This window comes from Streptomyces niveus, from assembly GCF_001723055.1.
Classification (GTDB): domain Bacteria; phylum Actinomycetota; class Actinomycetes; order Streptomycetales; family Streptomycetaceae; genus Streptomyces; species Streptomyces niveus.
This window is the reverse complement of sequence record NZ_MDCR01000068.1, coordinates 22,957-29,058: the sequence shown is the minus strand read 5'-3', so window position 1 is coordinate 29,058 and position 6,102 is coordinate 22,957. Positions and strand designations below refer to the sequence as shown.

Annotated in this window: 5 protein-coding genes; 2 read left to right on the top strand and 3 right to left on the bottom strand. The window is 69.3% G+C overall.

Annotation, left to right across the window (positions count from 1 at the left end):
• Window positions 1-16 precede the first annotated feature (16 nt).
• From BHU15_RS09840 to BHU15_RS09830, 3 genes are all read right to left on the bottom strand, one after another.
• Window positions 17-1,063, bottom strand: a complete 1,047-nt coding sequence (locus BHU15_RS09840; RefSeq protein ID WP_069626833.1) for a S66 family peptidase — start codon at window positions 1,061-1,063, stop codon at window positions 17-19.
• 72 nt (window positions 1,064-1,135) lie between these two features.
• Complete coding sequence (locus BHU15_RS09835) at window positions 1,136-1,792, bottom strand: MBL fold metallo-hydrolase (RefSeq protein ID WP_069626832.1); 657 nt, start codon at window positions 1,790-1,792, stop codon at window positions 1,136-1,138.
• 10 nt (window positions 1,793-1,802) lie between these two features.
• Entirely contained in the window at window positions 1,803-2,489 is a 687-nt protein-coding gene (locus tag BHU15_RS09830; protein WP_069626831.1) for a maleylpyruvate isomerase family mycothiol-dependent enzyme, read from the bottom strand.
• 228 nt (window positions 2,490-2,717) lie between these two features.
• On the opposite strand from BHU15_RS09830, the gene uvrA reads away from it, so the two are divergent.
• Together uvrA and BHU15_RS09820 are read left to right on the top strand one after the other, a co-directional pair.
• Window positions 2,718-5,729 carry an excinuclease ABC subunit UvrA gene (gene uvrA, locus BHU15_RS09825; RefSeq protein ID WP_069626835.1) on the top strand — a complete coding sequence of 1,004 codons (3,012 nt, stop codon included), beginning with the start codon at window positions 2,718-2,720 and terminating at the stop codon, window positions 5,727-5,729.
• A gap of 99 nt (window positions 5,730-5,828) precedes the next feature.
• Complete coding sequence (locus BHU15_RS09820; protein WP_069626830.1) at window positions 5,829-6,080, top strand: acyl carrier protein; 252 nt, start codon at window positions 5,829-5,831, stop codon at window positions 6,078-6,080.
• Window positions 6,081-6,102 lie beyond the last annotated feature (22 nt).

Below are 6,102 nucleotides of genomic sequence, written 5' to 3'. Positions count from 1 at the left end.
CGGACCGGCTCAGGGCTCAGTACGTGACGGTGATCCGCCGCGCGGGCCCGTCCACCCGCGCCGTACCGCCGTAGGGGATGACCAGCTGCGGATCGGTGTGCCCGAAGTCCACGTCCAGGACGGCCATCGTCCCGGGGGCGTACGCGTCCAGCGCCCGCAGCACCGCCGCGCGCTGCTCGCGCGCGTAGAGCGCCGACTGCTCCGGGCTGTTGCGCCGCTCCAGGGACCAGGTCTTCGGCCGTCCCATCAGCAGCGCGGGGAAGCGCCGCAGCAGCCCGCGCTCGCCCATGTCCCCCAGCATCCGGAACACCTCGTCGGCGTCCGGGAGTTCCTCCGAGGTCTCCAGCAGCAGCACACAGCCGTCGTACGCGGAGAGGTCCTCCTGGATCTCCCGGCCCGCCGTGAGCAGCCCGGACAGGGTCTCCAGGTTTCCGCCCCACGTCCGGCCCTCCACCACCCGCTGCGGCCCGTGCAGCGTCCATCCCGTGCCCGGCCGGGTCTCGGGCTCGGAGCGGAAGGTCTCTGGGTCGGCCCAGTCGCGATCGGTGTCGCGGAAGCGGGTGGCGGGGGCCAGCTCAAACGGCCCCGGGGTGAAGAGCGCGGCGCGCAGCGACGCCTCCGTAAGAGGATCCATCGCGCCGGGCCGGCCCAGCTCACACATCACGCTGCCGCCGTGGAAGGCGACGATCCCGGTGTTCCAGAGGTACACCAGCAGATTGGTGTTGTCGCTCCAGCCGAAGAACGGCTTGGGGGACGCGCGGATCAACTCGCGGTCCAGCAGCGGCAGGACGGTGATCTGGTCGTCGCCGCCGATGCTCGCGATGACGGCCCTGATCGTCGGATCCGCGAAGGCGGCGTGGATGTCGTCGGCCCGCTCGCGCGGCGTCGACCCCATCCTGCGCGTCGTCGGATACTCCACCGGCACCAGACCGAAGTCCTTCTCCAGCCGGGTCAGGCCCAGTTCGTACGGAAGCGGGAGCAGGCCGGGAAGCCCGGACGAGGGGGAGAGTACGGCGATCCGGTCGCCGGGACGGGGCTTCGGGGGATATGTGGGCGGCTGCATACGGCGGAGCGTAATGAGCGCGCCGAGCCGGACGCAGCCGGTTTTTCCGCGCCCCGCCCGCCGGCTCGCCCGCTACCAGCCGCGCTCGCGCCAGGCGGGCAGCTGCGGGCGCTCGGCGCCGAGCGTGGTGTCGTCGCCGTGGCCCGGATAGACCCAGGTCTCGTCCGGCAGCCGGTCGAAGAGCTTCGTCTCGACGTCGTCGATCAGACTGGCGAAGGCCGCCGGGTCCTGGTGCGTGTTGCCCACGCCGCCGGGGAAGAGGCAGTCGCCGGTGAAGAGGTGCGGGTGGCCGTGCGGGTCGTCGTAGACCAGGGCGATCGAGCCCGGCGTGTGACCGACGAGACGGCGCGCGGTCAGCTCGATCCGGCCCACCCGGATCGTGTCGCCGTCCTCGACCGGCACCTCGGTCGGGACGGGGATCCCCTCGGCGTCGTACCGCCCCGCGTACGTCACGGCGCCGGTGGCGGCCACGATCTCGGCGAGCGCCTGCCAGTGGTCGCCGTGCCGGTGGGTGGTGACGACGGACGCGATGCCGTCGTCACCGATGAGCGTCAGCAGTGTCGCCGCGTCGTTGGCCGCGTCGATCAGCAGCTGCTGCCCGGTGGCCCGGCAGCGCAGCAGATAGGCGTTGTTGTTCATCGGGCCGACGGCGACCTTCGAGATCATCAGGTCGGTCAACTCGTGCACGTCGGCCGGTCCGTCGATCCTCACGGCTCCGCTGTATGTCATACGACTCAGCCTATAGCGGAGGCAGTACGGGCAGCGAAGAGTCCGACGTGCTGAGCGCCGACCCGTCCCGCCGGCCGGCGAGCCAGCCCATGAGGTCGGCGGCCGGGCCCGTGACGGCGGCCGGGGTGCCGTCGGCGCGGCCGGTGCGCCAGGTCCGTCCGTCGGGGGAGGTCAGGGCGAGCGGCGGTACGTCGGCGTGACCGGCGAAGCGCTCGGTCAGGAAGTCGGTCTCGCGGCCGACGAAATCGGCGGAGAGATCTTCGAGCTCCCGGCCGATGCCGAGGTCGACGTGGTGGAGCTCGACCTCGACGAGCCTGCGGAACGGGACCCGGGCCGCGACGTCCGTCACGCCGTTACGGAGCGCGACCGTGCGTGCCCAGTCGGCGGGGACCGCCGCCACCCGCCGGAAGCGCTCGGCCGTCGCGCGTACGTCGGCGGCCTGGACGTCCAGGGGGCGCGGGGCGTCCCGCTCGATGTCGCCGTCCCGGGTGGCGGCGTCCGGGTACATGGGCCGGCCTTCGAGCACATTGACGAGAGCGTCGGCGTTCCTGGCCAGATGAGCCAGTACATGACCACGGCTCCAGCCCGGCAGCCGTGACGGCTCGGCCACCGAGGCGTTGTCCAGTCGGGCGACCGCGGTGAGGAGCCGCTCGGTCGCTTCACGCAGGGATTCCAGGTCGCGCACGTGATCAAGCATGAGGCCGACGATAGCCGCACCACTCCTTCGGGTGAAGGAGGTCGCAAGCCGCCGTAATTCGAATGCGCGTGCTATAAGCTCGGCGGAGGCATCCTGGTAAGGAGCCCTCGCAGCCCGGTGGTCCAGTGACCCGGGTCATTCCGTCTGGCAGTCCATCGCTCTGGCGACCCCCATTACTCTGGAACGGGGGCTCCGCCCCTGCTTCTCTCTAGAAAGGTGCGGACCGGCGTGGCCGACCGTCTCATCGTCCGTGGCGCTCGCGAACACAATCTCAAGAACGTCTCGCTCGACCTCCCCCGTGACTCCCTGATCGTCTTCACCGGGCTCTCCGGGTCGGGCAAGTCCTCCCTCGCGTTCGACACGATCTTCGCCGAGGGACAGCGTCGCTATGTCGAGTCGCTGTCCTCCTACGCCCGGCAGTTCCTCGGTCAGATGGACAAGCCGGACGTCGACTTCATCGAGGGCCTCTCGCCGGCCGTCTCCATCGACCAGAAGTCCACCTCCCGCAACCCCCGCTCGACGGTCGGCACGATCACCGAGGTCTACGACTACCTCCGGCTGCTCTTCGCCCGTATCGGCAAGCCGCACTGCCCGGAGTGCGGCCGGCCGATCACCCGCCAGTCCCCGCAGGCCATCGTCGACAAGGTCCTGGAGCTGCCCGAGGGCAGCCGCTTCCAGGTGCTGTCGCCGCTGATCAGGGAGCGCAAGGGCGAGTTCGTCGATCTGTTCGCCGACCTCCAGACCAAGGGGTACAGCCGGGCGCGCGTCGACGGGCAGACCATCCAGCTGAGCGAGCCGCCGAAGCTCAAGAAGCAGGAGAAGCACACCATCGAGGTGGTCGTCGACCGTCTCACGGTGAAGGGCAGCGCCAAGCGCCGGCTGACCGACTCGGTCGAGACCGCGCTCGGGCTCTCCGGCGGCATGGTCGTGCTCGACTTCGTCGACCTCCCGGAGGACGACCCCGAGCGCGAGCGGATGTACTCGGAGCATCTGTACTGCCCGTACGACGACCTGTCGTTCGAGGAGCTGGAGCCCCGCTCCTTCTCCTTCAACTCGCCCTTCGGCGCCTGCCCCGACTGCACGGGCATCGGCACCCGCATGGAGGTCGACCCGGAGCTGATCGTCCCCGACGAGGAGAAGTCGCTGGACGAGGGCGCCATCCACCCCTGGTCGCACGGTCACACACGGGAGTACTTCGGCCGGCTCATCGGCGGACTGGCCGAGTCCGTCGGCTTCCGTACGGACATCGCGTGGGCCGGACTGCCGCAGCGTGCCAAGAAGGCCCTGCTGTACGGGCACAAGACCCAGGTCGAGGTGCGGTACAGGAACAGGTACGGCCGCGAGCGGGCATACACCACCCCCTCCTTCGAAGGCGCGGTCTCCTTCGTCAAGCGGCGGCACTCCGAGGCGGAGAGCGACACCAGCAGGGAGCGCTTCGAGGGCTACATGCGCGAGGTGCCCTGCCCGACGTGTCACGGCACCCGTCTCAAGCCGCTCGTCCTCGCGGTCACGGTCATGGACAGGTCCATCGCCGACATCTCCGCGATGTCGATCAGCGAGTGCGCCGACTTCCTCGGCGAGATGACGCTGAACGCCCGGGACAAGCAGATCGCCGAGCGCGTCCTGAAGGAGGTCAACGAGCGGCTGAGGTTCCTGGTCGACGTCGGCCTGGACTATCTCTCGCTCAACCGCGCGGCCGGCACCCTCTCCGGCGGTGAGGCGCAGCGCATCCGGCTCGCCACCCAGATCGGCTCCGGACTGGTCGGCGTCCTCTACGTGCTGGACGAGCCGTCCATCGGCCTGCACCAGCGCGACAACCACCGGCTGATCGAGACCCTCATCCGGCTGCGCGACATGGGCAACACCCTGATCGTCGTGGAGCACGACGAGGACACCATCAAGGTCGCCGACTGGATCGTCGACATCGGCCCCGGCGCGGGCGAGCACGGCGGCAAGGTCGTCCACTCCGGCACGTTGAAGGAACTCCTGGACAACGAGGAGTCCATCACCGGGCGGTATCTGGCCCGCAAGAAGGCCATCCCGACACCGGACGTCCGCAGGCCGGTCGACCCCGGCCGCAAGCTCACGGTGCACGGCGCGCGGGAGAACAACCTGCGGGACATCGACGTGTCGTTCCCGCTCGGCCTGTTCACCGCCGTCACGGGCGTCTCCGGATCGGGCAAGTCGACCCTGGTCAACGACATCCTCTACACCCACCTGGCCCGCGAGCTGAACGGGGCGAAGTCGGTGCCGGGACGCCACACCCGGGTCGACGGGGACGACCAGGTCGACAAGGTCGTGCATGTCGACCAGTCGCCCATCGGCCGTACGCCCCGGTCCAACCCGGCGACGTACACCGGGGTGTTCGACCATGTGCGCAAGCTCTTCGCCGAGACGATGGAGGCGAAGGTCCGCGGCTATCTCCCCGGGCGCTTCTCCTTCAACGTCAAGGGCGGACGCTGTGAGAACTGCGCGGGCGACGGCACGATCAAGATCGAGATGAACTTCCTGCCGGACGTGTACGTGCCGTGCGAGGTCTGCCACGGCGCGCGCTACAACCGGGAGACCCTGGAGGTCCACTACAAGGGCAAGTCCATCGCCGAGGTGCTGGACATGCCCATCGAGGAGGGGCTCGACTTCTTCGAGGCCGTCCCGACGATCTCGCGCCACCTCAAGACGCTCAACGAGGTGGGCCTGGGCTATGTACGGCTCGGACAGTCCGCGCCGACCCTCTCCGGCGGCGAGGCGCAGCGTGTGAAGCTGGCCAGCGAGCTCCAGAAGCGGTCCACGGGCCGCACGGTGTACGTGCTGGACGAGCCCACCACCGGGCTGCACTTCGACGACATCAGCAAGCTGATCAACGTGCTGTCGGGGCTGGTCGACAAGGGCAACACGGTGATCGTCATCGAGCACAACCTGGACGTCATCAAGACGGCCGACTGGGTCGTCGACATGGGTCCCGAGGGTGGCAACGGCGGCGGGCTCGTCGTCGCCGAGGGCACACCGGAGGAGGTGGCCGGGGTCGCGACCAGCCACACCGGGAAGTTCCTGCGGGAGATCCTCGACGCGGAGCGGATCAGCGACGCCACTCCCTCGGGCCGGACGAAGTCACCGGCCCGTAAGACGGCGGCGAAGACCGCGACGAAGACGGCGGCCAAGGCAACGGCGACGGCCTCGGGGAAGAAGACCGTCACGAAGAAGGCCGCCACGAAGTCGGCCGCGCGCTCCCGTAAGTCCTGACATCTGTTCGGCCGATGCGTCCCCCGGGGCGCCTCGGCCGAACGTATGCGCGGGATCTGGGTCAGAATGGTCACCTTCCATCAATCGGCAGGATGAGAGATGAAGGTGTCCGAGCAGCAGCGTGGCGACAGCGCTTCCGTCGCCCGGATCATGGCAGAGGTCCTCGGAGCCGACGAGTTGAAGCCCTCCGACAGCTTCTACGACTTCGGCGGCACATCCCTCCAAGCGGTACGCATATGCACCCGGGTCAAGAGAGAGCTGGGCATCAGGGTCTCTCCCGACACGGTCTTCGACAGCGAGACGGTCGCCGACTTCCAAGCCGCCGTGATCGCGCACGGCGAAGCCGTCTGACGGGGACGGAGACCGACTTCCC

What these genes read in the sequence shown, in the direction of transcription:
- BHU15_RS09820 (WP_069626830.1), top strand. Translation starts at nt 5,829, where the DNA reads ATGAAGGTGTCCGAGCAGCAGCGTGGCGACAGCGCTTCCGTCGCCCGG.
- BHU15_RS09840 (WP_069626833.1), bottom strand. Translation starts at nt 1,063, where the DNA reads ATGCAGCCGCCCACATATCCCCCGAAGCCCCGTCCCGGCGACCGGATC.
- BHU15_RS09835 (WP_069626832.1), bottom strand. Translation starts at nt 1,792, where the DNA reads ATGACATACAGCGGAGCCGTGAGGATCGACGGACCGGCCGACGTGCAC.
- BHU15_RS09830 (WP_069626831.1), bottom strand. Translation starts at nt 2,489, where the DNA reads ATGCTTGATCACGTGCGCGACCTGGAATCCCTGCGTGAAGCGACCGAG.